22 protein-coding genes and 1 pseudogene are annotated in these 25,107 nt (G+C 60.5%); 12 read left to right on the forward strand and 11 right to left on the reverse strand.

From position 1 onward, the window contains the following. The first annotated feature begins 673 nt into the window (after positions 1-673). Both NKI61_RS14265 and NKI61_RS14270 read left to right on the forward strand, forming a co-directional pair. Positions 674-1,663, forward strand: a complete 990-nt coding sequence (locus NKI61_RS14265; RefSeq protein WP_352839838.1) for an acyltransferase family protein — start codon at positions 674-676, stop codon at positions 1,661-1,663. Next, positions 1,660-2,703, forward strand: a complete 1,044-nt coding sequence (locus NKI61_RS14270) for a class I SAM-dependent methyltransferase (protein WP_352839840.1) — start codon at positions 1,660-1,662, stop codon at positions 2,701-2,703. Before NKI61_RS14265 ends, NKI61_RS14270 begins: the two co-directional genes overlap by 4 nt. A gap of 231 nt (positions 2,704-2,934) precedes the next feature. Here the strand turns inward: NKI61_RS14270 and NKI61_RS14275 are convergent, their stop codons facing one another. Together NKI61_RS14275 and NKI61_RS14280 are read right to left on the reverse strand one after the other, a co-directional pair. Further along, entirely contained in the window at positions 2,935-4,662 is a 1,728-nt protein-coding gene (locus NKI61_RS14275) for an adenylate/guanylate cyclase domain-containing protein (protein ID WP_352839842.1), read from the reverse strand. Positions 4,663-5,024: 362 nt separating this feature from the next. Continuing rightward, positions 5,025-8,420, reverse strand: a complete 3,396-nt coding sequence (locus NKI61_RS14280) for a glycosyltransferase (protein WP_352839843.1) — start codon at positions 8,418-8,420, stop codon at positions 5,025-5,027. A gap of 153 nt (positions 8,421-8,573) precedes the next feature. On the opposite strand from NKI61_RS14280, the gene NKI61_RS14285 reads away from it, so the two are divergent. Further along, on the forward strand, positions 8,574-9,500 hold the full coding sequence (locus NKI61_RS14285) for a class I SAM-dependent methyltransferase (protein ID WP_352839845.1): 927 nt from the start codon (positions 8,574-8,576) through the stop codon (positions 9,498-9,500). Between the two features lie 347 nt (positions 9,501-9,847). Then, a pseudogene (locus tag NKI61_RS14290) lies at positions 9,848-10,040 on the forward strand (class I SAM-dependent methyltransferase); the annotation flags it as partial. Between the two features lie 823 nt (positions 10,041-10,863). Here the strand turns inward: NKI61_RS14290 and NKI61_RS14295 are convergent. Beyond that, entirely contained in the window at positions 10,864-11,343 is a 480-nt protein-coding gene (locus tag NKI61_RS14295) for an MgtC/SapB family protein (protein WP_352839846.1), read from the reverse strand. A 294-nt stretch (positions 11,344-11,637) separates the two neighbouring features. Here NKI61_RS14295 and NKI61_RS14300 point away from each other — a divergent pair, with 294 nt between their 5' ends. The 7 genes from NKI61_RS14300 (at position 11,638) to NKI61_RS14330 (ending at position 19,153) form a co-directional block, all read left to right on the forward strand. Continuing rightward, the gene (locus tag NKI61_RS14300) at positions 11,638-12,843 is read left to right on the forward strand and encodes a septal ring lytic transglycosylase RlpA family protein (RefSeq protein ID WP_023701721.1); all 1,206 of its coding nucleotides are present in this window, start codon (positions 11,638-11,640) and stop codon (positions 12,841-12,843) included. Positions 12,844-12,945: 102 nt separating this feature from the next. Continuing rightward, a complete protein-coding gene (locus NKI61_RS14305) occupies positions 12,946-14,112 on the forward strand; it encodes a D-alanyl-D-alanine carboxypeptidase family protein (RefSeq protein ID WP_352839848.1) in 1,167 nt (388 codons plus the stop codon). A gap of 72 nt (positions 14,113-14,184) precedes the next feature. After that, positions 14,185-14,859: a dTMP kinase gene (tmk, locus tag NKI61_RS14310; protein ID WP_352839849.1), complete on the forward strand. Its 675-nt coding sequence runs from the start codon at positions 14,185-14,187 to the stop codon at positions 14,857-14,859. After that, the gene (locus tag NKI61_RS14315) at positions 14,856-15,911 is read left to right on the forward strand and encodes a DNA polymerase III subunit delta' (protein WP_023730621.1); all 1,056 of its coding nucleotides are present in this window, start codon (positions 14,856-14,858) and stop codon (positions 15,909-15,911) included. The genes tmk and NKI61_RS14315 overlap by 4 nt, the downstream gene beginning before the upstream one ends. A gap of 90 nt (positions 15,912-16,001) precedes the next feature. After that, positions 16,002-17,552 (forward strand): methionine--tRNA ligase, encoded by a 1,551-nt coding sequence (gene metG, locus NKI61_RS14320; RefSeq protein WP_023668947.1) that lies wholly within the window; start codon positions 16,002-16,004, stop codon positions 17,550-17,552. Continuing rightward, entirely contained in the window at positions 17,552-18,340 is a 789-nt protein-coding gene (locus NKI61_RS14325; RefSeq protein ID WP_352839851.1) for a TatD family hydrolase, read from the forward strand. Before metG ends, NKI61_RS14325 begins: the two co-directional genes overlap by 1 nt. Before the next feature lie 3 nt (positions 18,341-18,343). Further along, positions 18,344-19,153 (forward strand): MBL fold metallo-hydrolase, encoded by an 810-nt coding sequence (locus tag NKI61_RS14330; protein ID WP_352839853.1) that lies wholly within the window; start codon positions 18,344-18,346, stop codon positions 19,151-19,153. Between the two features lie 23 nt (positions 19,154-19,176). Here NKI61_RS14330 and NKI61_RS14335 read toward each other — a convergent pair whose 3' ends face one another. Continuing rightward, on the reverse strand, positions 19,177-19,938 hold the full coding sequence (locus NKI61_RS14335; RefSeq protein WP_352839855.1) for a GNAT family N-acetyltransferase: 762 nt from the start codon (positions 19,936-19,938) through the stop codon (positions 19,177-19,179). Between the two features lie 331 nt (positions 19,939-20,269). Here NKI61_RS14335 and NKI61_RS14340 point away from each other — a divergent pair, with 331 nt between their 5' ends. Then, a complete protein-coding gene (locus NKI61_RS14340; RefSeq protein ID WP_352839857.1) occupies positions 20,270-20,851 on the forward strand; it encodes a hypothetical protein in 582 nt (193 codons plus the stop codon). A 76-nt stretch (positions 20,852-20,927) separates the two neighbouring features. Here the strand turns inward: NKI61_RS14340 and NKI61_RS14345 are convergent, their stop codons facing one another. From NKI61_RS14345 to NKI61_RS14375, 7 genes are all read right to left on the reverse strand, one after another. After that, a complete protein-coding gene (locus NKI61_RS14345) occupies positions 20,928-21,257 on the reverse strand; it encodes a hypothetical protein (protein ID WP_023696110.1) in 330 nt (109 codons plus the stop codon). Beyond that, positions 21,254-21,400 (reverse strand): hypothetical protein, encoded by a 147-nt coding sequence (locus tag NKI61_RS14350; RefSeq protein ID WP_023830016.1) that lies wholly within the window; start codon positions 21,398-21,400, stop codon positions 21,254-21,256. The genes NKI61_RS14345 and NKI61_RS14350 overlap by 4 nt, the downstream gene beginning before the upstream one ends. A 47-nt stretch (positions 21,401-21,447) precedes the next feature. After that, positions 21,448-22,368: an alpha/beta fold hydrolase gene (locus tag NKI61_RS14355; RefSeq protein ID WP_352839893.1), complete on the reverse strand. Its 921-nt coding sequence runs from the start codon at positions 22,366-22,368 to the stop codon at positions 21,448-21,450. A gap of 51 nt (positions 22,369-22,419) precedes the next feature. Then, positions 22,420-23,199, reverse strand: a complete 780-nt coding sequence (locus tag NKI61_RS14360; RefSeq protein WP_245260834.1) for a DUF8605 domain-containing protein — start codon at positions 23,197-23,199, stop codon at positions 22,420-22,422. A 107-nt stretch (positions 23,200-23,306) separates the two neighbouring features. Next, the gene (locus NKI61_RS14365) at positions 23,307-23,648 is read right to left on the reverse strand and encodes a hypothetical protein (protein WP_352839858.1); all 342 of its coding nucleotides are present in this window, start codon (positions 23,646-23,648) and stop codon (positions 23,307-23,309) included. Continuing rightward, positions 23,645-24,085: an NAD(P)-binding domain-containing protein gene (locus NKI61_RS14370; protein ID WP_352839860.1), complete on the reverse strand. Its 441-nt coding sequence runs from the start codon at positions 24,083-24,085 to the stop codon at positions 23,645-23,647. Before NKI61_RS14370 ends, NKI61_RS14365 begins: the two co-directional genes overlap by 4 nt. 23 nt (positions 24,086-24,108) lie before the next feature. Continuing rightward, entirely contained in the window at positions 24,109-24,990 is an 882-nt protein-coding gene (locus tag NKI61_RS14375) for an aldose 1-epimerase family protein (RefSeq protein ID WP_352839862.1), read from the reverse strand. Positions 24,991-25,107 lie beyond the last annotated feature (117 nt).

Consider the following 25,107-nt stretch of genomic DNA (forward strand, 5'->3'; position numbering starts at 1 on the left):
CTACGTATGCGGAAACGACGTCCGCTGTAAGTTCCGCCAGTTCGACAGCATGGTTGTCTTCGTCAGTCATGTGTTGGTCCCTTGTCTTTGAGACCTCTCTAATGAACGCACTCCATGTGCGCAAGCTCGCACATGCCTGCCGTGAAGTTGCCACATGTCCACGCGTAGTCACCGTATAACAGCCGATGTTCACCTGCCTACAGGTATCGCTCGCCGTTCTCGCGATGAGTCAGGCAGAACCAGTGCGAAGGCTGACGCGGCTTAGCAAAGCCAAACCCAGCATCCATGCCACAGCCCGGGTGCTCGCACGCATGGTTGTCGACGCGCCGTCGATCGCGCGGTGCCACTGTCATGCCCTCGGCAAGCCGTGATGGTTCGTCGCTCATGTTGAAAAGATTCCACAAATCGGCTTGACGATCAAGAACCTTGTTCTCTATACGTTCTTATGGCGAGCCTTAAGACACACACATACCGATCGTGGTGGAAGTTCCGGTTTACGTCACGCCTCCGATCCTCTCGAACGGAAGTTGCGGTGGATGCGGCTAGCGAAAAGCCGGTGACCCGGCTTACCTAGTCAGCTTCTGTGTGACCTTTTTGCCGGCCTAACCTGAAATCAGCGAAGTAATCCCGATACCCTGTGGCATGTTACCGCCATTCAGGGCACGTAACACGCATGGGAAGGCTAGAAAATCTTGACGGCCTGCGCGGCTTTGCTGCGCTGTTGGTGGTCGCCGGCCACGTGTGCAATGTGCTCGGCTTCCTTCCTGGAGTTTTCGGCGACGGTGGTGCGCAGGTCGGGGTTCAACTTTTCTTCTGCCTTTCCGGTTTTCTTATGGGAATGCTGTACCTGAACTTGCCGTTCAGCGGGGCGGAAGTGACTGGCTTTTACAGACGTCGGATCGCTCGGGTGTTTCCGATGTATCTCGCGGTAGTTTTGGCTTCGTTCGTCCTAATGAACTTCACGGGAACCCCTGTTCTTTATGCCGTCGACCACTCCAACCTGGCAGCCCACCTGACCTTCTTTCAGGCGACGAGCGTCTTGTGGACGGTCCCGATCGAGGCTCAATTCTACGCTCTTTTCGGCCTCATCTGGCTGATGTTCTCGATCAACAGGCTAGCATCGATCCTAATGCTGCTAACGGCGATCCCCCTGCTGGTGATAATGTCCGATACCTTCGGCGGGCGGCTCTTTTTCGTCTCGTACTTTATGGTCGGGCTTGGCGTTTCACTGCTGCCGCGCACGTCATCAAACGCCAGCTTTGCCGTAGCCGTCGCCCTATTTTTTGCCGCAATGCCAGCAGTGTCGAAACGACTCGGCATAGACTTTTTCGATTTCTGGAAATCCCCTCTGAATTTCGCTGCAGTCGCCCTTCTCGTACAAACCGCAATCTCGGCCCCCTTGGCAACCAGGACGCTTGGCAGCCGCCCCGCGCGTTACTTAGGCGAAATATCCTATTCGATCTATCTGCTGCACTGGCCTGTCATGGCGCAGTTGACACGCTGGATCAGCTACGCGGAACATCCTGCCCTCTACACTTCATTGGTCCTCGCCGGTACGCTCGTGGCAGCTACATTGACCTACTACGGCATCGAAAAGCCGGCGCGACGGTTGATCATGACGAGAACAGAACGCCACACCAATCAGGTTGTGGCGATAACATGATGAGATTTGATGAGCTTCTGCGGAATCTCGACAAGAGCACTATGGCCGGCGTCGAGATCGGCCCTTTCTATAGTCCCGTTGCGCCGAAGGCCCACGGCTGGAAAACAACGGTAATCGATTTTCAGGATGGGGAAGCGTTGCGCGCAGCGGCCCGCAATCACAAAGTCGAAGCCATACGCAAGCGAGCCGATCAAATTGAAGATGTCGACATCGTCTGGTCAGGCGAGCCGCTAGATACATTAGCACTCTCTAGAAAACCGGGCGGCTACGACTTTTTCATTGCCAGCCACGTCATTGAACACACGCCCGATTTGGTCAGCTTCTTTCAACAGGTATCACGCATTCTGCGGCCAGGGGGCATTGTCTCTCTCGCCGTACCTGACATGCGCAAGTGCTTCGATGTCCTGAAGCCGGCGACCGGCATCCGCGAAGTGCTGACGGCCTACCGAGAGAAGCGGACCCGCCACACACCGGAAACTCTCTTTGAGGCCCGCGCCTGCTCCGTTAACAGAAACGGCGTCGGCTCTTGGCTCGCAGGGTCGAAGGCGCCGCTGAGCTTTACCGGGAATTTTGACCATGCGTGGGGATGTTATCAGGCCGACATCGCCAATCTCGATGGCCCCTATGTCGATGCTCACGCCTGGTTCTTCACTCCGGCTTCATTCGAATTGCTGGTCCTTGAACTGCGCCAAATGGGCCTGATCAGCCTGGCTATTACAAGTCTCGAGGAAAGCCACGGATCCGAGTTCATCGTCCAGCTCAAGGTCGCGCCGGTTGCGAAGATGTCATCGGCTGATTTCGATGCCAAGCGGTTGGAACTGTCGCAACGGCAGATCGCGGAGGTGGCTCAAGAACTGTTCGGCAGCGGCAATCCGCCTATGCCGGCGAGGACCATCTATATCGAGGTCCCCGTCTATATCGAGGTACCCGTGCATATCGAGGTACCCGTGCATCCACCGATCCTGTCAACAAAAGCTGTGGCGCTGCTTCTGGCAAGCCGCGTCAAGCGAAAGGCCCTGTCGTTGGTTGGAATGGCCTAGTTGATGAGGCCGTGGGTGCGCAGAGCGTCCTCAATCGACCCTCGCGGCCGACTTCGGTCAGATAGACCTGAATCGTGGTGCCGGTGTTGACGGTCTTCAGTGCCGTCCGCGTCGCCACAAACGTCACGCCGACGGGACCGGTAGCTCCTGTCGGTCCTGCGGGGCCGGTTGCGCCCGTCAAGGGTTGCGGGGCGGTCGGCAATCCAGCGCGCGAGCGCTAATCTGGCATCGCTACTCGGGCAGCCCAGCCAGCCGAAGGCTCTCTACGATGAAGTCGCGATCCTGCTGACTTCTATATGGGTCGATTTCGACATACCGGCTGATCGTTATATCGGGCATTGCCGATATGAGCTTCTCAACCTCCGCCTTCGCCTCACCCAGGTGACCGAGGCGCGCATGGCACATCGCTAGGTCGCCATGAATGTACCAAAATGGATGGATCTGCCGAGAAAATGCCAAGATCGCTTCTTGATATCGTCGCAGCATTAGTAGAGCCATGCCCCTGATTTCCGAATGCCATGTAGCCGGAATTGGATCGCGCTGAAGCAACTCATCCATCGTCTTGAGCGCTATGGCGAAGTCACCGTTTCGCAAGAGCAACTCTGCCTGATACGCGACGGCGACAGAATTGGCCGGATTTAGGGTGATGGCCCGTTCCAGATGAGACGCTGCCAACTCGTATTGCCCTTTGAGAATCAGGGCCATTCCGAGTAGCGCATGCCCTATGGAATCACCTTCATCCAAAGCGATGGCGGTTCGAGAGGCCGCCGCCATTTCGTCGAGCGTATTCGCTTGCGCGTTTTCGAGGTACTGCACGTAGAACGTCGCGGCTCGCATAGCATAAGCAACGGCGTATTCAGCATCTAGCTGGAGAGCCCTCTCTACAAATGGCATTGCTCGTGCAGCATCATGCAGGGCAACATACTTTTTTGCCAATTGAACGCATTCATAGGCCGCCAGGCTCGGGAGATTCCGCTTGCTTGCATCATTGGCAATGGCCAATTGAAGGCGCGATTCGAGCGTGACAACGATGGTTCGGACAACTTCGTCTTGGACGACGAAGATATCTTCAACTTCGCGATCATAGCGTTCGGCCCAAAGTTCCTGACCAGTAGTGCTGTGGATAAGTTGTGCCGCCACGCGGACCCGTTTGCCGATGCGCCTCACGCCGCCAGCTACGATATATTCGACATTCAGTGCCTTTCCGATCTCCTGAGTACCAACGTCCTTACCCTTGAACGAGAACGATGAATTCCGGGCAATCACGAACAGGTTTCTGAAGCGCGAAAGTTCGGTCAGAATGTCTTCCGCGATGCCTTCAGCAAAATAATCCTGCTCCGGATCTCCTCCCATGTTGGAGAAAGGCAGCACGGCTATGCTGCCTTTGGTCCGCGTTTCCGAAGCGCGCGCGCTGGCGGCGCCCTTGGGCAACGTGCTGTCCAAAAGGACATTGTAGACCTGTATCGGTTGCTCGATATTCTTAAGGCTGTGCTCGCCGGTATCTTCGAATGCCAATTCGAGCTTGTTGCCGACATTTTCCCGAACAGAAGCGGACACCGACACGCCACCGGGCTTGGCGATAGCCTCGATCCGCGCGGCGATGTTCACGCCGTCACCGAAAATGTCATCGCCCTCTACTATGACGTCGCCAAGATTAATGCCGATGCGAAATTGAATTGAGGGAGTGGAGACGAGATTTCGCTCAACCATCGCTCGCTGGATCGCCGCTGCGCATTCGACCGCACCCACTACACTTGGAAATTCGACCAGCGCTCCGTCGCCCATCATCTTTACAATGCGGCCGTGACGCGCGGTGACAGCGGGGTTGAAAGTTTCTCGCCAAACCTCCCGCAGCGCCGCCACTGTTCCGGCCTCGTCGGTTCCGATCATGCTGGAGTACCCGACAACGTCGGCTGCTAGAATGGCCGAAAGCCGGCGGGTCGTCTGCTGTTCCACCATACCGGTCCCACAGTCGATGGGCTGAGGAATGCTAGACTGTACGAGCTATTCTTAGTGTCCGGAAGGGGGGTGCAAAGCCCTAGCGCGAATAGGCCGAGGCGCCTGACAGCCAAGCAATACCCCTTCTCAATAAGGCGACCGACGTCAGCAACAGGAAGCTGATGGCCGAACTCCCAACCCCTTGGTTCAGTAGCGCGACGTTGAGCCTTCTCAGTTGGCGCGAAATGCACAGTCGCCACTATCGGAGTGGCCATTCGGTTACTCCTCCGGAAATGGGTGCTGGAGATTGCCAGTCCTGAGACCCGATAACGCATAAAATCTTGGCCATTTGTTCTTGCCGCAACACCCCGCCAATTATTTTCTTAAACATCACGGTGGCGGTGAGGCGTCCACCCGCCCCATTTACTTTCAAACTGGGCTTGATTGCGCTGCCAGAGCTCGGCGTATTCCGCCTGTGGGAGCTTGGTGAAGCTTGCCCCACCAATATGGTGAACGAAGGCGTCTTCGGCACAGATTGTGCGCAAGCCCTTTTCATGAATGCGGCGTGAATAATCGTCGTCCTCGAATAGCCCCAGCCCGAATGCCTCGTCGAGTGGTCCCACAGCCTCCATCGTGTCACGACGCATCGCGACGCAGAACATCGCTAACATTGGAATGTCGAAGGATTGACCGGCGTGACGAGCCGCATTCTTATCTGCAAACGCCTCCATGCCTTCCGTGTCTACATAATCCACCGAGATTTTCGCTTCGTTGCCGATCTCGTTGGTGACAGGACCGACAAGGCCGACAGATGGATTTTCCAGGTAACGAATGAGGGGGTCGAGCCATCCCTTCGGCACGAGGGTGTCGTTATTCAGAAGAACGAGTACGTCGCCAGTCGCTATACGTAGGCCTTGGTTGTTTGCGGCAGCGAACCCGCGGTTATCCCGATTGAGCTCGATCCTGACGGGCAGCTCCAAGCCGGATAGTTGCCGTAGGTAAGACTGCGTTCCGTCTTCCGATGCGTTGTCGACCACGATGATCTCGTAATTCGGGTAAGTGGTATTCCGGATCAGGCTGTCGATGCAGGCCTTAGTGAGATCGATGTTGTTGTACGTAACAACAATGATTGACACCACTGGAAAGCCGTGACGGAGGGCCGTGAGCGTGGCGTCCACCCGCTCGGACCAGTCATTAGCTTTCGCCAGTTCCCGTCGGCGGCGGGACAGTGCCTGGTCACTATCGGCAAGCGCTGCTTCTATGGCCTGCACTGTCTCATCAGGAGTGGCCGCGAATGAGAGATAGTCCTTGTAGACTTGGAGTTCAGCAGTCGGCGTCGCGATTACAGGCTTTCCGGCGCTCATGTATTCATAGAACTTCACCGGGTCGACCGCATGCGTGACGTTGTAAACCCGGAACGGAATCAAACATGCGTCGAACCAGTAGAGGTATTGAGGCATCTCACTATAGGGACGCAGTCCAAGCAGATGCACATTTGGAAGGCTGTCGAGGCCGGCCAGGTCAGTGGAGAAATCATCGCCGATCAAAACGAAGGACCAATCGGGACGCTGGCGGGCCACGGCAGCGATTAGCTCGAAATCGAGCCATTCGGCGAGCGCACCATAGTAGCCGATGATCGGAGCCTTCATGCTTGCCAAGAGATCATTCGGAACGCACCGCTCTTGGAAGAACGCGTAGTCCACCCCATTGCGAACGAGGGCGCAACGGCGCGCCTTGGATTGCCACTTATCCTGTAGCAGGGCGGCTGTGACGGTCACGAGGTCGGCTTCACGAACCAGCGTCTCCTCGTCATGGAGGAGGTCGCGGCCGATGTTCGGGAAATTGTCCCACTCGTCCATGCAATCGTACTGCACGTGCCAGCCGCGGGACGTCCGCAACGCAAGTGCTAGCGGCGTCCAGTATGTGAGGTGGACGACGGTGACCGCCGTTTTAATCCTGAGATCGCGCGCGAGCGCCGACATCGCTTCACCGAAGGCTGTCTGATTCCCACGGCTCATAGATTTGCTGTAGAAATCCTGCACTCCGTCGGCTCGCAATGAGACCTCGAAGACGCCGTTCGCAACCTCCATGAGGTCGTAATCCCGGCCCGATGGAGGCGTGCGCGAGGGTACGATATAGAACACGCGGTAGCCGCGGGCAGCGAGGTTCGACATTAGCTGCTGAGGACGCTGGTAACGCGCTGACCAAGCGATGTTGGCGAAGCATACTATGTCTAGGAGGCCGGCGTGCTCCGCTCCTGGCGCGGGCGCGCCCGGTGTCCCGGCCCTGGCAACACTTGGAGCCATGACGGCCCGCGGTTGACCACCGGCGCGATTTACGAGCGTCAGGAGTGGCGAGGAATTCGCCCGGGATAGTATCCTGAAACGTAGACGAGGCGGAAGGAGGACCTTTCCGATGCCCCGGAGCCAGGGCCATCTACGCCGGATCAGGATGATCAGGTCAGCCAGGAGAATGCGGAAGCTGGTACGTCGCCGCTCGTACTCGCCGGCTAGGACTTGTATCTCGCCCTGCAGCCAGGCGATACCATCATCGCGCGCCTGGAGGAGAGTTCGCAGTGTCGCGATCTCCTCGTCTTTGGCGGAATTGCTCCACTCCTGGCCTTGTGTTGCATTGGCAAGGAACTCGCTAATCTCCTTTACGGGTTTGCGACCGACCCGAAACTCCTCAGCTAGCGCCCGGATCTGCCGCGAGTGATCAAGGGCAGCCAGGTTGGCGGCTGCGAGAAGCTCGGCGACTTTGACCCGTTCGACATTGGTGGCATGACGTTCAGCCGATAGTGAGTCGCTGAGCCGCGCCACCTCATCAGCCAAAGCCGTGCGGATACGCTCGGTCTCAAGGCTTCGTGTGTTCGCCGCCCCGACTTCCTCCGACAGTTCAACTATTCGACGCTTGGTCGCCGAATGAACCACTTCGGCTTCCGCGTGTTCGATCCTGACGTCGCTGAGTTCCCTGGCCAGCCTGGCGACCTCGACGTTCCAACGCGCGCGTTCGTCGATGAAGCTCCTGGCCCGCGCCTCGTCCTCAGTTTCGATCTGCCTACGCGCGATCGGGGCGGACGGACAATGCTCGAACGTGAGGTCACTGAGGCGAAATTCACGCTCGGCGATACGTTGTGTTCGGGCATAAACGAGAAGGATTTGCTCGCCTGCCCAATACGTCGGCTCCATCGCTCGAGCGTCGACAACTTTCGAGGTAGCGAGCACTAGTTCCCCGCCTGCAAGCGTTGCCGGGATGTTCGAGGGATCGAACGTACTTTTGTGCTCGTCTAACCTCAAATACTCTCGGAAAGGGACGAGGATCACAAGAGCTTCGGTTGCCATTTCCCCGAGACGCTCGAGGACGGCCACGGGATCGTCGAAGTGCTCAAGGGTGTTGGAGGAGACAACCACATCGAAACGCTCATTGAACAGTTCGCGAAAAAGGTCGACCCGCAAAAAATGCGGCTTGCTAAATGTCGCGCGCGCCGAGGCAATCGCGGGTTCGGCGAAATCGATCCCTGTGACCGGGCCTGGGAACACTTGAGCCAGGAGGTCCGTACCGTCGCCCAGAGCGCACCCCCAATCGCAGATCGTCCAGCGCTCATCACGCAGCGAACGGGTCAGCCATTCCGGCAGATGATCGAGAATGATCCGGCCAAAGAAAACCGACTGCTCCCGACCTCGATTGACAACCCAGTCGGTTTCGAAGCGGCGCGACCAATAGGTCTCACTATTCATGGGAGCGTGTGGCTTCTGTCCTGCCTCTTTACGCGACGACATCAGAGCTCCTGATCCCACGCTGGCGGCGCCAGTGTTCCCCAATGAGGGAGATACGCTAAGATACCGGTTGAACGCAATTGCCGGTGGAAGCAGGCTACGCCGAAATTCAGGATGACAGGATGGAGAAAGCTTAGCATGCCGATAGAAGGCGCTATGACTAACGACGACAAAGCGCGCGTCGCGGAGCGCTGGTCTGATATAAGCAGCGGATCTGACGAGTTCTCGGCGAATGTCTACTGGCTTGCTGTCCCAGCCGTCATGGCGCGTCACCAGCGTCGCGCTTGCGCCGGCGGGAATTATGGGTCGTGGGTAGAGTATTGCCTTGGGTCATTCGCCCCGCAAGGTCACGACCTTCGCATGCTTAGCATCGGCTGCGGTTACGGCGACCTTGAGCGGCACTTCATGCGAATTGACGCCAGTCTAATGTGCGATGCGTTCGATATCGCGCCAGCGGCAATCCAGGGTGCAATATTGGCAGCACGTCAAGAAGGGTTCACCGGCATCCACTATCGCTGCGCAGACATCGAAACGGCGGGCCTAGAGCAGGGAGTGTATGATGCCGCTTGGTTCAACGGATCACTTCACCATATCCAAGCGCTTGAGCGCGTGCTCGAACGTGTCCACAATAGCCTCAAGCCGGGTGGTCTGCTGTTCGTCAACGAGTATGTCGGAGCGAACCATTTCGGCTTTCCGCCTGCCCAACGGGAGGCGATCTCACATGCGTTCCATTTGATCCCGCACCAATATCGACGGAGTTTTATCCCTGCGAACCTTGGTCAAGTGGCGACTCAAGCACCCATACCGGATCCAGCCGAGGTTCGGCGTGTCGATCCGTCGGAAGCTATTCGGTCGCAGGACATCGTTTCCGCTATCGCAGACAATTTCGACATCATCGCAATGAATGCGTGTGGCGGGACAATCATGCAGTTTCTGCTTAGTGGCATCGCCGGAAACTTCCGCGAAGACGATGCGTCCTCCATGCTGGTTCTCGACATGCTGTTTAAGATTGAAGATGCACTCATGGATGCCGGTACGATCGGAAGCGACTTCGTGGTGATTGCGGCAAAGAAGCGATGCTAAAAGCGGAACCTTGTTCGACGACTGGTTTCGAATGCTGCGGCAGATACCGACGGGATCTGCTGCTGGCCAAGGCGTGATTTAACGGCTCTTGCCTTTGCCGTCGTTGGGGGACTGGCCTCGTTGAGAAGCCTCAATGCTTCCACGGTGAGAGCGCAGTGACCGCTGAACAGCGGCCGCATAGAGCCGCGTCGCACTTGCGGTCGGGGATCCTGCTGGTCCTTGCACGCTGCACCCCGGGTCGTATGCCACAACTGCTTCAAGCCGCGCCTCTTTAGCTTACCGCCTTTCATCGGCTGCTCGCCTGACAGGGTATAGACGCCCCTTGACCGTGACGGATGTGGCCTCTCGATCTCCACACCGCGATAATTCAGAAGAAAGCCCGCGGCCGACGTCAATCGAGACGTCTACGATCGGCTGAGGCCTGGTGGGTCCTACGTCATCGTCGACCACGTCGCCGCCGTAGGGGCGGGCACTCACGACGCCGAGTCGCTGCATCGAATTGAGCCTGCATCCGTTCGGGTGGAGGTCGAGGCGGCCGGCTCACGGGTAAGCGCTCGGCGGTGAAGGCTCGGGCGGCTGAAGGTGAGTCGGCGCCTAAAATGAGAAAGCCAGGACCCCCACCGCCCTACGTCACTCATGCTTTGCGGCGCCTAGCGGACTGATTTCTCCGACGTAGAGCCGCCCGCCACTTGCTGAGGCTTGCCGCGTCATCGGGAGACGGAGCGCCGGCCATACGTTGTAAAGTCCAATCATTCCACGGTTGCCCTAGCTGTTGTTGAGCCACACCATTCTCAGCCTGTCTCTGATTATTCGACTCGGCCCGAAGCACGCAACCACACTCATTCCGCGCGAGGTCGGTCCGACGTCGCGTAGGGGCGGCCCGCAGCCGAATGCCTCGCCGTCTGGCGCCCTTTTTATCGGGCGATCTTGCCTAGAAAGACTAGGAGTTCGAGACAGAACAGGTTGCGAACACACTGCTACGGTTTTTGCAACGCAACGCTACGGTATGCACCGGGACAGCGTAGCAGGAACGGTATTTGGGAGCGGCTCAACGCCGTTACAGACAAGGATTTTGCAGTACCAAAAGGGAAGGGCAGGGACGGCCGCAACCGAATTTCAAGACCGGTGCCTTAAACCGCTCGGCCATCCCTCCAACGTGACTTTTCAATCATCTAGGAACATCAACCGACCCAGTGAACGACAGTTGGTATCGAATGATACCTGTCCTTCCGGACCAGCTTGCGGTTCATTTCTCTAGAGCGTTGCCCATCGCCAAGTCAACCATCGGCGCTGCCATGGATAATAGGGGGTGGCGTTCGTTACCCGAACGGAGCTGCGAACCCGTTTTCGAAGGGGCCGGGATCTAATTGCGATCCTTGCTGCCGACCTGCACAAGTTGCAGAAGACCCAGCACGACAAGTGCGAGCAAGGTAGCCAAAGCCGCGATCTGCCAGAACCCGAGCCCAACCGCCAGGCCTATGGCGCCTGCCAGCCACATGCCCGCCCCAGTGGTAAGCCCTTGAACCTCGCCCTTGGAGAAGAAGATCAAGCCCGCGGCCAGAAATGCCACGCCGGCAGTCGTGGCTTCGATCAAGCGGATAGGATCAATGGCGATTTCCTGACCATCGAAGACGTGAAGATGAGTAATCTCGATCGTGAGGATGGCAATTAGAGCCGTCGCAACACAGACTAGGACGTGTGTCCTCAATCCGGCCGGTCGGTTACGCCATTCGCGTTCGATCCCAACGATGGAGCCAAGGACGGCCGCGAGCAAAAGCCTGGCTGAAATTACGGAAAAGGGCAGCCACGTCTGTTGCCCGAAACGTTCAATGAATTCATCCATGAGGCGCAGAACGTATCTCGGGTCGGTCGGTTCCAGGCAGCCGCGCTTCATGCCACAGGTTCACTTCCAGACTCCAAAGGACAGAGGTCTCGGATGCCTCCTCACAGGCGCCCGGCCAGCCCGGGACCTGGCCGCCACATTCCTGCCCGGTTCCGGACACAATCGATTAATACGCTGATAAGCAATTCCTGCGCACAAGGGATGGGGATTGGCGCGTCGCAGGCATTGCTCATCTGGCTCCGCCGAAATTCTGAAGCGGCGCCTGTGTCGAGACGGTAGGGGACATCGGAAAACATGCAGACCACGACGCATCGGCGTCTTCGTCGCGCTCCTGCTTTGGTGTTGTGCGCTCTTTCGGCTGCGTTGCTGGCCGCGTGCGCGTCGCCGCAGTCCGAGCCGAAAGCCATGGTCTACAAGAAGCCTCGCTCGAAGGAATATTTTGCCGAGACCGAATACGGTGTGAAGGCCAGCCCGCGCGTTCAGTACATGCGGCGCGGCGGCGGCCGCGACCAGTTGGGCAAGCCCTATCAGGTGCGCGGCAAGTGGTATTACCCCAAGGAAGACAAGCGCTACGCCAAGGTCGGTCTCGCCTCCTGGTATGGCGATGCCTTCCACGGTCGTCTCACAGCCAATGGCGAAGTCTACGACATGACCCATCTGACGGCGGCGCATCCGACCATGCCGCTGCCAAGCTACGCCCGTGTCACCAACACCGAGACCGGAAGCTCGGTCATCGTGCGCGTCAACGACCGCGGCCCCTATCACGAGGGACGCATCATCGATGTCTCGGAACGCGCCGCGCAAATGCTCGACTATGCCAAGGTCGGCACGGCCAGGGTCAAGGTGGAATATATTGGCCGCGCACCGCTCGACGGCGACGACGACCAATATCTGGTCGCCTCCTACCGCCCGGGCAACCGCCCGGACCCGTCCGATGGCTTGCCGACCGGCGTCATGGTGGCGATGAACGGACCTTCGCCGAGCCTATCTGTTGGCGCACCCCCTGCCGTAGTGCCGTTTCCTGGTCAGTTGACGAATTCCGACACACAGCCAGTGATGTCGATGCAGGCACCGGCCTCAAGCGATGTGACGCTGCCTGAATTCGGGCCGATCGTGCCTCAGCGCCCGGAATCGCCCTTTGCCGTGGCTTCGCTCTCCTATGCGGATGAGCGCGTACAGCGCGCCGACGTCTTTGCAGCGCTTGACGACCAGGGCATGTCGCCAGCCGACATCCTGCAATCGTGGAAGAAATCCAACCCGCAGGCATCGCCTGCCGTTTCCGACTATGTCGCCGCCGGATCCTTCGACGATGCTGCCGAGGCAAAGCGGGTGGCTGCGGCTCTCGAACCGTTCGGCAGGACCGAAATCCAGAGCACCGAACTCGACGGCAATGACTGGTACGCGGTCAATCTCTATCCGGATGGCCATGGCAATGTCGACGACCTCTTGCGCGCGGCATGGTCGCATGGCGCGCCGGACGCGCTGGCTGTGCGCAACTGACCAACAAAGGCACGCCGGTTTTGTGATTGCGCGGTTGATCCGCCGGGAAGAAGCCTGATAGCGTTGCGGCAAGTTTCTGCCGGCTAACAGTCGAGCCTCTTCATGCGATTTCGCCTTTTCCACCCTTTTGCCGGGCTTTTTGGCCTTGGCTTCTTGCTTGCCGCGCTGGTTCCGGCCAACGCGCAGCTTTTCGAGACCAAGGCGACGCGGGCTTTCATGATCGATGCCGAAACCGGCACGGTGCTCTTTTCCAAGGATGCCGACCAACCGATCCCGCCGGCCTCGATGGCCAAGCTGATGACCATGGAGATGGTCTTCAACGCCATCAAGTCGAAGCGCATGAGCCTCGACGACACCTTCGTGGTCTCGGAGAATGCCTGGCGCAAGGGCGGCGCCCCGTCGGGAACGTCGACCATGTTCGCCAAGCTCAAATCGGCGATCCGGGTCGAGGATCTGATCCAGGGGGTCACCATACAGGCCGCCAATGACGGCTGCATGGTGCTGGCCGAAGGCATGGCCGGTTCGGAAGAGAATTTCGCGGCGCAGATGAACGATCGCGCGCGCCAGATCGGGCTCGCGAAATCGACATTCGTCAATTCGACCGGCCTGCCGGCCGACGGCCAGCAGACGACGGTGCGCGAACTGGCGCAGCTTGGCCTGCATATATGGCGCGAATATCCGGATCTCTATCTCTATTACGGCCGGCCCGATTTCACCTGGAACAAGATCTCGCAAAAGAACCGCAACCCGTTGCTGGCCATGGGCATCGGCGCCGACGGAATGGCGGTCGGGTCAAGCGAGGCGGGCGGTTTCGGCATCGTCGGCTCGGTCAGCCATGAGGGGACCAGGGTGTTCGCGGCGATGAGCGGATTGGCCAATGACCGCGAGCGCGCAGAGGAAGCGCGCAAGCTGCTCGAATGGGGCGTCCGCTCCTTCGAGAAGACCGAGATTTTCGCCAGCAACGAAGTGGTCGGCGAGGCCCAGGTGTTCGGCGGCGCCAAATCCAGCGTAGCGCTGAAGGCAAAGGCGCCCATCGACTTCCTGCTGCCGATCGCCAACCGCGACAAGCTGACCGCCAGGATCGTCTATCAGGGGCCGGTATCGGCGCCGGTGGAGGAGGGACAACCCGTCGGCGCGCTGCGCGTCTGGATCGGCGACACGCTGAGCCAGGAAACGCCGCTTTTCGCCGCCGAATCGGTCGGCGTCGGCACGTTGCCGCAACGCGCGTTTGATGCCGCCAGGGAACTGGCCGTAGGCTGGCTGCGTTGAGATCCTGCGGCGTGGACCTTTTCTCGGGCGCGGACTAAGACACCAGCGCAAAGCAGGACAAAGGCCTTTCGATTGGCAAGCGGATTTTTCATCACCTTCGAAGGCGGCGAGGGCGCCGGCAAGTCGACGCAGATCGAACGGCTGGCCCAGAAAATGCGCGCCAAGAAATACGATGTCCTCCTCACCCGCGAACCCGGGGGGTCACCCGGGGCCGAGGCGGTCAGGCATGTGCTCCTGTCCGGCGCCGCCGAGCCGTTCGGGCCGAAGATGGAGGCGCTGCTGTTTGCCGCCGCGCGCTCCGACCATGTCGAGCAGGTCATCCGGCCGGCGGTGGAGCGCGGCTCCATCGTGCTGTGCGACCGTTTCCTGGATTCGTCGCGCGTCTATCAGGGCGTCACCGGCGGCCTCGATCCGGCTTTCATGGAAGCTCTGGAGGAGGTCGCCATCAACGGCATGATGCCGGACATGACGCTGATCCTTGACATTGACCCTGCCGAGGGCTTGCGGCGCGCCGCCGCGCGGCGTGGCGCCGAGGACGGTCCGGACCGCTTCGAAAAGGAGACGCTGGACATCCACCAGCGCCGCCGTGACGCCTTCCTGGCGATCGCAGCCGCCGAGCCGGACCGCTGCATCGTGATCGACGCGTCGGCGCCTCCCGCTACGGTGGAGGATGCCATCACCGCGGTGGTGTTCGCCGCACTTGAGGCGAGGGCGCCCGCGCGCAACCGACAGGCGGCGCCCGCATGATCTTCGAACGCATCGCTCCCGAGCAGCACGACACACTGGACGGTGTACCGGAGCCGTCCGAGACGCTGCGCCTGGTCGGCCATGAGCAGGCGGCCGCGATGCTCGCTGCCGCCTATCGCTCGGGAAAACTGCCGCATGCGTTGATCTTTGCCGGGCCGGTCGGCATCGGCAAGGCGACGCTTGCCTTTCACCTGGCGCACCATCTGTTGAAGCATCCGGCCTTCGACCAGGCGCCGGATGTGTTTGCCGTTCCCGATCCGGCCTCACCGCTGTTTCGCCAGATCGCCACCGGGGCGCATCCCGGCGTGCTGCACCTGACCCGGCCGCTGAACGACAAGACCAAGAGTTTCAAGACCGTCGTCACCGTCGACGAGATCCGCAAGGTCAACCGCTTCCTGTCGCTGACCTCGCATGACGGCAGCTACCGGGTGGTGATCGTCGATCCGGCCGACGACATGAACACCAACGCCGCCAATGCCTTGCTGAAGAACCTCGAGGAGCCGCCGAGCCGCACGCTGTTCATCCTCATCGTGCATGCGCCGGGCAGCCTTTTGCCGACCATCCGTTCGCGCTGCCAGATGGTGCGGCTAACGCCGCTCGATGCCGGCAGCCTGATGAGCGTTCTGGAAACCGTCGAGCCGCCGCCACCTTCCGATCCTGCCGCGCGCGCGGCACTGGCGGAACGGGCAGGGGGCAGCGCCCGCAATGCGATCCTTCTGACCCAATATGGCGGGCTGGAGATTGCCGGCACCCTCGACGCCCTGGTCACGTCGGGCAAGAGCGACATCGCCGGCGCCTATCGCCTTGCCGAGGCCGTCGCCGGCCGCGACCAGGCGATCCAGTTCGACATCTTCAACCGCCGCGCGCTCGATCTGCTCTCCACCGGCGCCAGTGAAGCCGCGCTGGCCGGGGATCTCGCGCGGGCGAAAACGCTGTCCGACACTTGGCACGAGGCGCTGAACGCCATATCTGAGACCGATACCTACAATCTCGACAAGAAGCAGCACGCCTTGACCATGATCGACCGCCTGAATTCCGCAATGCGAATGTGACCGGTTTCGGCATTGGGGCGGGATGGCAATCGCCGTCTCGATGCGATATCCACCGCTCACATTCATTCGGCCATTCATGACGGTTAATTCATGTCACGCGACACATTCTACATCACGACACCAATTTTCTATCCGAACGGCAAGCCGCATATCGGCCACGCCTATACGGTCATCGCGACCGACGCGCTGGCCCGCTTCCAGCGCCTGGACGGCAAGGACGTGCTCTTCCTCACCGGCACTGACGAACACGGCCTCAAGATGCAGCAGACGGCCGAGAAGGAAGGCATAACGCCACTCGCGCTTGCCGACCGCAACTCGGCGATCTTCCGTTCGATGACAGAGGTCCTGGGCGGCTCGAATGATGATTACATCCGCACGACGGAACCACGCCACTACGAGTCGTGCCAGGCGATCTGGAAGGCGATGGCGGCCAATGGCGACATCTATCTCGACCGCTACAGTGGCTGGTATTCGGTCCGCCAGGAAGCCTATTTCGAAGAGAGCGAAACCACGCTCGGCGACGACGGCGTGCGCCGCGAGCCGCTTGGCTCGCCGGTCGAATGGAATGAGGAGGAAAGCTACTTCTTCAGGCTTTCCGCCTATCAGGACAAATTGCTTGCGCTGTACGAAAGCCAGCCCGATTTCGTCGGTCCGGCCGAGCGCCGAAATGAGGTGATGAGCTTCGTCAGGTCCGGCCTCAAGGACATCTCGGTCTCGCGCACGACCTTCAATTGGGGCGTGCCGGTGCCCGGCGACGACAAGCATGTGATGTATGTCTGGGTCGATGCCTTGACCAACTACATCACCGCTGCCGGCTATCCCGACACCAAGGCCGAGCAATGGCGCTACTGGCCGGCCACGCACATTATCGGCAAGGACATCGTCCGCTTCCATGCCGTCTACTGGCCGGCTTTCCTGATGTCGGCCGGCATCGAACTGCCGAAGCGCGTCTTCGCGCATGGCTTCCTGTTCAACCGCGGCGAGAAAATGTCGAAGTCGGTCGGCAATGTCGTAGACCCCTTCACCATGGTCGAGCATTACGGCCTCGACCAGGTGCGCTATTTCTTCTTGCGTGAGGTGCCATTCGGCCAGGACGGCAGCTACAGCCATGACGCGATCGTCAACCGCACAAATGCCGATCTCGCCAACGGTCTCGGCAATCTGGCGCAGCGCTCGCTGTCGATGATCGCCAAGAACTGCGGCGGCGTGGTGCCGCATCGCGGCGAGCTGACCGAAGCCGACAGCGCGATCCTCGACCAGGCGGTGGAAGCGCTGGGTACCGCGCGCCAGGCGATGGCGGAACAGGGCATCCATCTCGCGTTGGCGGCGATCTTCGGCGTTGTGGCGGAAGCGGATCGCTACTTCGCCTCGCAGGCGCCCTGGGCGCTGAAGAAGACCGATCCGGCGCGCATGGAAACAGTGCTGTGGACGACCGCCGAACTGGTGCGGCGCGTGGCATTGCTGTGCCAGCCCTACATTCCGGGGTCGGCCGGCAAGCTGCTGGACCTGCTGGCGGTGCCGGCGGACAAGCGTGACTTCGCGCATGTCCATGCCGACTATGCGCTGGTGCCCGGCACGGCGCTGCCCGCGCCGGAGGGCGTGTTTCCGCGTTATGTCGAAAACCCTGAGGCGAGCGCCTGATGCTCGTCGACAGCCATTGCCATCTCGACTTTCCGGATTTCACCGAGGAGCGGGCGGCCATCGTCGCCCGCGCCAAGGCTGCCGGTATAGGTCACATGGTGACCATCTCGACACGCGTGAAGCGGTTTGTGCAAGTGCTTGAGATTGCCGAGAGTTTCGACGAAATCTATTGCTCGGTCGGCACTCATCCTCACAATGTCGGCGAAGAGCTGGATGTGACGGCTGAGGACCTTGTGCGCCTGTCCGCGCACCCGAAGGTGGTGGCGATCGGCGAGGCCGGGCTCGACTATTTTTACGACAAGGCCCCACGCGATGCGCAGGCGCAGGGTTTTCGCACTCATATAGCAGCTGCGCGCGAGACCGGGCTGCCGCTGGTAATCCATTCGCGCGATGCCGATGACGACATGGCTGCCATCCTCGAAGACGAAACAGGGAAGGGCGCCTTCCCCTTCATCCTGCATTGTTTTTCGTCGGGGCGACGGCTGGCAGAGGTCGGCGTGGCGCTTGGTGGCTATGTGTCCTTCTCGGGCATACTGACCTTCAAGAACTCCGCCGATTTACGCGCCATCGCAGCCGATGTGCCGCATGACCGGCTGCTGGTCGAGACCGACGCGCCGTATCTGGCGCCGGTGCCGTTCCGCGGCAAACGCAACGAGCCGGCCTATGTCGCGCATACAGCCAAGGTGCTGGCGGAGACGGCCGGCGTTGGCGAAGCCGAGATCGCGACGCTGACGACGGCGAACTTCTTCCGGCTGTTCGGCAAGATGCCGCGGCCCGCAGGGCTCTGACACATGAGCGACCGGCTGCGCCTCACCATCCTCGGCTGCGGCTCGTCACCTGGCACGCCGCGCATCACCGGCGATTGGGGCAATTGCGACCCGGCCAATCCGAAAAACCGGCGTACACGCTCAGCCGCGCTCGTCGAGCGGATAGCAGCCAACGGCGCCAGAACCACGGTCGTCATCGACACCGGGCCTGATTTCCGTGAGCAGATGCTGATGGCGGCCGTCCGGCGCATCGACGCCGTCGTCTATACGCATCCGCACGCCGACCACATCCACGGCATCGACGATCTGCGCGGCTACGTGCTGGAGCAGCGCCATTTGATCGATGTCCATGCCGACCAGCCGACCATGCTCAGGCTGCGCGAAGCGTTCGGCTATTGCTTCGAGACGCCGTTTGGCAGTTCCTATCCGCCGATCGTCAGGCCGCACATCATCGATCACGCAAGGGCGGTGACGATCGAAGGCGAGGGCGGTGCCCTCACCCTCGATCCGCTGCCGCAGATCCATGGCGACATCATTTCGCTCGGCTTCCGCATCGGCGGGCTGGCCTACTGCCCCGATATAAGCGACTTCCCGGATGCCACCGCCGAGCGACTGCGCGGCCTGGAAATGCTGGTCATCGATGCCTTGCAGTACCATACCCATCCCAGTCATCTGTCGCTCGGTCAGGCGCTTGGCTGGATTGAAAAACTGGCGCCGAAACAGGCCGTGCTGACGCATATGCATGTGCCGCTCGACTATGCCACGGTCAAGGCCGAGGTGCCGGCCAACGTCACTCCGGCCTATGACGGCATGGTGATCGAAATTCCTTTATGAGACAGCATGATACGAGCAGATCTTTATAAGGACGTTCGGTTCTTCGGCGCGAAGATCAGCAGCGTTCCAATCCGCTCATAGCCCATGCGGGGATAAAGCAGCGCTCCGGCACGCGTCGCCAACAGCATCGAGCACCGCGACCCATGCGCTTTGTCGTCATGCAGCATTTTGGCCATCAGCGCCTGGCCGATGCCTCGACGCCGGTGCGAAGGCTCGACAAACATTGCCGAGCACCATGTGGCGCCGATGGCGTCTATGCTGCGCACACGCCCGACGATGGCGTCGCCATCGAGCGCCACATACTGGCGAAACGGCGCATCGTCGCCGAGTTGATCGTCTGGAAGTGGCCGCCTGCGTATGACCTTTCCCAGTTGTGCAGCGCGTTCAGCCGTCCTCACGCGTTCGATAGAGACGATTGCTGGCGGGTCTGGAATTTGGCGCAGCGACTGGACGAAAAAGCCTTCCGTCCGCAGCAGCCGGTAGCCGAGCGCCTTGTAGGCAGTTCGCGTCGGTTCGTCCGGGCCGTCATTCGCGATCACGACCGAAACGGCAAAGCTTGGCCGCGCATGCTGCCGCACGATGGCATCGGCTTCCTCGGCGGCGACGTCATGGACGATCCATTCTTCGCCACGGTAGTCGCGTGCATTCTTGCGCTCGGCATCGCGCATCAGCCACAAGGGTCCGACGCGGCTGGCCTCGTAGGGAAAGGAACGGCTCTTATCGGTACTGAAGCCGTGCACGAACACTTCGATCGCCGCTTCGATGTCACGCTTTGCTGTCGTCATCGACACAGCGTAGCGTTGGCCATCGGCTCAAGGCAACACGCGTCGATCATGCCAAACCCGTGAAAATCGCAGCAATTTCCAGCTTCAGTCTAATGCACAAGTTCCATAATCTATCTTATGCGACTTTCATATGTGGCTGCTGCTTCCATTAGCGGCGTGCCAATATACGCCCTGCTGACTGAGATGCAGGCCGGCGGCTCACTGGGCGGTCACCATCCCATGGTTGCGATACAACGCATGATTTGCCGACAACGTCCCAACGGGTACCCTCAGGGGCATCCATCTGCCAGCGATCTGGCCTGCTGACGCGCGGTTCGTATAGCTTCCCCGAATGGAATCGTTCCCCGAGGTCATCACTCACAACTACGATCCCCGTCGAGGACCGTGCAGAAATATTTGCGAGCTGTCCGAAGAGCAGGCAGAACGGGTTCTTGACGAGATCAGAGCGTCTGGGCTGCGCGCTATCAAAGCAAACTACTTGGAGAGGCGACGATTAACGGAGGAATGGCTCATTCGAGAACGGCGCCGACTGCTTGGGCCCACGAAGCTAGAGCGTCCGGTCTATTTCTTTCTTGGCGACTTTGCCGACGGCAAAGACCCGTCACGGCCAAGCTCACTCGTTATGCGACTGCGAGAGTTCCCACCGGAGACGCTCACTTTCACCTATCCGGACAGCATGGCAAGTCTTCCGATCGCGACGCGTGACGATCTTCGCCCCCAACGAAAGCGATACCACGGGCAAGTGTTTACTCTTGGTGAGATCGAAGCCGTCGTGGCCGAATTTGGGATGCCCGGTGAGCGCTGGAAGACCGATCCAACGATGAAGTATGACAAGTTCATCGAGGTGCAGGTATGGGATGATCGCCTCATTAACGAGCGGCTGCTTCAGGTCGATTCCCCCCTCTCCCCTTAGCGATTGGGATGGCGCCTTTCGCAAAGGCCTCGACTTCCTGCTCGACGGGCTGGCACCAGGATAACGAACAGGAGCGTCATCCCGAGAAGCTTTCCAGGAGGCCGCTGAAGGCTGCTGCGATTGCGACAAGATGGAAGACGCCAAGGGCCAGCCATCTGGAGCCGCCGGCGCCCGCAACAAATGCCCCATAGGCAGGAAACTGCAGCGCAGCCAATCCGATGGAAAGGCCGGTGATCGTTGTGTTGGTCAACAGCGTTGCCAGCATGGGGACCGGATAGAGAAGTCGCGCCAGCCCATAGTCGCCATGCCCGGCTCCGGCCGAATAGAGCGCCAGGAAAAAGGCGACGGGCGTGATGCCGAGGCCGACAAGGAACCCTGCCCGCGAGGAGAATTTTGGCGACGTCATCTGGCCATGGCCATGGCAGCGGACGGGTCGCGGTCGTCAGGCGCGAGCTTGGACGAAGTGACAAGCAGCTTCTCCTGATCGGCCCGCGACTTCGGCTCGATCGCGATTTGCAGCAGAGGCCAGGGCGCGGCAGACTTTTCCATCATGACGCCATGGTTGCAGATCGATCCGATGACCGCAACGGAGGGGTCTACGCCCGGCCGGCCGCCCTGCCCGTCCCTTTCGCTTCCTGACTGTGGACGCGCGCCAGAAAATCGCGCACCAGCGGAAGCGCCTCATCGAAATGGGTTTCGAGCAACCAGTGGCCGGCGCCGCCGATGAGATGAAGTTCTGCTTCCGGCAAATCGCGCTGGTAGGCATGCGCCGATTGCGCCGGCATGTAACCATCCTCGGGACCCCAAACGATGAGCGTCGGAGGTTGGTGCTCGCGCAGAAAGCTCTGATAGCGGGGGAACCAGCCGAGGTTCGCCTCCAACTTCTCCATCAGGTTGACCGCGAGCCGCCGGCGGATCGGCGTGTCCATCAAAGGCCAGTGGAGTTTCCAAAGATCGGGAGGCACGCGCTCGGCTACAGCGTCATCCACCTCTCCGACAAACTCGTGCCGGAAGCCCTCCTCGCTTACCGCCTCTTCCAACGGCCGATGCTTTTCGGGCGTCTTCTCATTCCAATAGGCTTTTATGGCGGCGTATTTCGGCCCGAGAACGTCCTCGTAGATGTCACCGTTCTGGATAATGAGTGCGGCGATGCGCTCGGGATGTGCGATGGCGTGGCGCAGTCCGATCTGAGAGCCATAATCGTGCAGCCAGAGCGCATAGCGCGACGTGCCGAGCGCATCGGCGAAAGCTGTCAGAAACCCGGCATAGGCATCGAAATCATAGCCAAAGTCCGACATTTCGGGCGTGCCGCTGTAGCCAAAGCCGGGAAAGTCCGGCGCGAATGTATGCCAGCGATCGGCAAGTGCCGGCATCAACCTTCGGAATTGATAGGACGAGCACGGATAGCCGTGCGGCAGCAGGAGGACGGGAGCATCAGGCGGGCCGTCTTCGCGATAGAAGATGCTGTTTCCGTCAACGTCGATCCGGCGATGTTGCAATTCTACCTCCTTGCTCAAAGCTTGCCCGCCACTTTGTTTACGGCGCTCCGGCAAGAAGGTTCCCTTGAGTCAGGGCGTGACGGCTTCCGGCTCTCCATTGCCCGACAGGATCTGCAGCGTTCCGCGCGTGGCGTTGCGGAACGCATCGTCGAAACTGACGCCACGTACCTGCCAGCGATACTCCTTATCCTTGAAGCTGAGCCGCCAGTCGCCGACCCAGCCCAGCGCTTCCTGGCGCCATACCAAAGTGCCGGCAAGCAGGGCGTCCCCATCCAGCGTGTTGGCCACGTCGGCGAGCGCGACGTCGGACGGCCGAGGCAACTCCAGCGGCAAACCGGTCCGGTGCGCCGCGTCCGCCAGCGCAACGCGCATATCCGCCGCAAGCTCGCCGCCGCCATCGCGCACCAGCGTGAAGCCGTCGCCTTTCATCGGCCTTACATCCAGCAGTGCGACGATTTTTGGCCGCGGCACCGCCCACGGTTTGCGCCCGAGCGACGCCAGCAAGGCATCGATCTTGTCCGGGTCGAAATCGGCGGTGATGTAATGCGGCCGGTCGTGGGTGCCCTGCTCGTCATGCGGCGGGCGGTTGTTGAGCAGGTCGCGGTAGCCGACACCAGTGACATAGTCGGCCGCGTGCCGGCTCATGTCCGCAACACGCGGGTCGCCGATCAGCCGCGGGTCGCCGGAAACCTTGACCAGCACCTCTTCAAGGCACGGCGCCAGGCCCCACGCCCGGTTCTCCTCGCCAGTGCCGCTGGTCACCGATTGCGCGCGGTAGAGGCTGGCGGCGCGGTCGATGTCGGCGGCAGCGACCGGAAAGACAATCAGCACAGCCAGCGCCGCTGCCACAAAGCCCAATTTCAAGCATCCAGGCACCCGCCGACCCTCCCGAAACGGTCCGGAACATCCGTTGGAGCCATACTCCTGATCATCAGGGAATTTCAAGGTGCCGCCCATCAAGGCGTATCGCCGACGATGCGCCGGTGTACGCCGTCCAGGCTCTCGGTGAGCGCCTCGAAGACGTTTCGCGCCGTGAGTTCGCGAAGAACCTGTTCGTTGATGCCGCCGCGCGTCGCATAGTCCTGCGCCAGATGCATGAAGTCGGCATCCGGCGACATATCAGGGGCGCTTCCCAAGGCTTTGAAAAGCGAGGCGATGTAATCGCGCCCCTTTCCTTCCTCGACGCCATTCTTCTTGAGCCAGCTGTTGATCGTATCGAGATATCTGAAGTAGCTTGCATAGGTCGCGGTGACCACGCTCAGCGCATTGAATTCGGCTGGGTTCTCGACCTCGATCACTTTCCCCAGACTGCCGAACAAGGCAGCGACAGTGGCATCCGGCGGGCAGATGATCGTTGCCCCCACAGCCGGTGGGCAATCATCGGCATGGGCAGCGCTTTCGTCACCTGGTGCGCGGGTGCGGTCAAGCCGGCAATCTCCTCGCGCGGCAGCGTGGCGATCAAGCTGATGAGGTGATGCTCGCGCCGAAACCGCAAACCCGGCAGGACGTCATGCGCAATTTGCGGCCGGACAGCCAGCATGACTAGGTCGCATTGATCGAGAACCGCCTGATTGTCATCAGCGATACACACATCCGGATAACGGGCTGCCAGCTCTGCGGCGATCTCTTCATTGCGCGGCGACAGCAGCACGGAGACGGAGTTATCCGCGACGGATTTGAGCCCGCTGATAATGGCCGCTGTAAGGGCACCCGTGCCGATGAAGCCAAGTTTCATCGCGCCTGTCTCTGGTTCATCGGTCACAGCGGCGCATGCTCGAGCCGTACCTGATAGCTCAGCACGCGCTTTTCACCGGGCGCGATCAGCATCACGCCCGGCTTGTCCGCGAACTCGCCATCGAAATCCACGGGGCTGGCAAGCCCGTGCCAGGGTTCGATACACAGGAACGGAGCGCCGCCCGGCTTCGACCAGATGCCCAATTCCTTAAAACCCTGCCACGACATCTCGATCGCCTCACCGTTCGCGGCGGCATAGCGCACGCTGGTGCTGGCCGGCCGGTCGAGGATCACGGCGTCTGCCTCGAACAGCTGTTCGGAAAGCGCCAGCGTTTTGCCCTCGATGGGCGTCGGCTGTGGTGCAGCCACCACCAGGCCATCCTTCAGCCGGCGGATCGGCGCCGGCTCGTTCTGGGCAAAGGTCAGGTGGTAGTCTGTCTTGGCGAGCCCCGGCTGCAATGGCCAATTGAAAGCCGGATGTGCACCGATGGAGGCTGGCAGCGTCTCGTCGCCGGTGTTGGCAATCTCGAAGCTCACACCAAGTTCGCGACGCTCGAGCGTGTAGGTGATGGCAAGGCGAAAGGCGAACGGATAGCGCGTGCGTGTATCGGCATCGTCGGTCAACACCAGCGTGCAGGATCGGGGACTCGTCTCAGCAGCCCACACAAACGGCTTGTCGCGGGCAAATCCGTGCTGCGTCAGGGGATAGACCTGGCCCCCATGGCGGAGCTGGTCGCCCTTCAGCCGGCCGACGATCGGAAACAGCACCGGCGAATGCCGCCGCCATTCCGGCCCGGCCTGCCACAAAAACTCCAGACCCTCGGCATTGCGCAAGGAGATGAGCTCGGCCCCCTGCCCGACAATGGTTGCCGAGATGCCGTCGCCGTGAAGCGTCACTTGTTCCATGCGTTCTCGCGGAAAGCTGCGTGCGAGCGGCAGGTTAGCAAAAGCCCGCGTGGACTCAAGGGCGCGACATCGCGCTGATAGAGGAGCGATGTCTCCACGCCAAAACGACAGTGGCCG

Source organism: Mesorhizobium sp. M0514, assembly GCF_040321145.1.
Classification (GTDB): domain Bacteria; phylum Pseudomonadota; class Alphaproteobacteria; order Rhizobiales; family Rhizobiaceae; genus Mesorhizobium.